The organism is Streptomyces johnsoniae, assembly GCF_031845565.1.
GTDB classification, from domain to species: Bacteria; Actinomycetota; Actinomycetes; order Streptomycetales; family Streptomycetaceae; genus Streptomyces; species Streptomyces johnsoniae.
On sequence record NZ_JAVREV010000058.1, the window covers coordinates 1 to 615 of the forward strand.

Consider the following 615-nt stretch of genomic DNA (forward strand, 5'->3'; position numbering starts at 1 on the left):
TCTCATACCAGCCGTAGTACGCGACATATGCGCCGACGGCGATCAGCAGCGCTCCGCTGATCCGGCTGATATAGGGAACCACGCGCCGCAGCCGGTCGATCACCACCGTGCTGGTCAGCGCGGTAGCGACGGCCAGCACCCCGACGACGAGGGTGAAGCCCGCGGCGTACGCGGCGAACACCGCCACACGGTGCACCGCGGTGTTCGATTCCAGAGTCGCCCCGGTGACCGCCAGGAACGGCCCCACGGTGCACGACAGCGACGCGAGTGCGTACCCGACGCCGTAGCCGGCCATCGAACCCAGTCGTGCGGTCGGAGCCCAACCGGTCCGGCCCGCTACCGCGTCCGGCAGCAACAGCCCCAGCCTGCGCCCGGCCAGCAGCCAGCAGCCGAGGACGACCAGGAGGACACCGATGAGCAACGTGACGTACGGCAGGTAGCGCTGGATGGTGTTCGCTGCCGCCACCGTGAGCAGCCCGAATGTGCCGAACACCGCCACGAATCCGGCGGTCATCACCACCGTGGCGGCCAGCGCCCGCCCCAAGGCGGGAAGCGGTCCGCGCGGCGAGGTGCCCCGCACGACCAGTGCGAGGTACCCGGGCAGCAGGGCGAACC

1 protein-coding gene is annotated in these 615 nt (G+C 70.6%); it reads right to left on the bottom strand.

The window, feature by feature from the left end:
* Window positions 1–615 (bottom strand): cytochrome c biogenesis CcdA family protein (locus RM779_RS33245; RefSeq protein ID WP_311621529.1); only part of this gene is annotated, 615 nt, incomplete at both ends.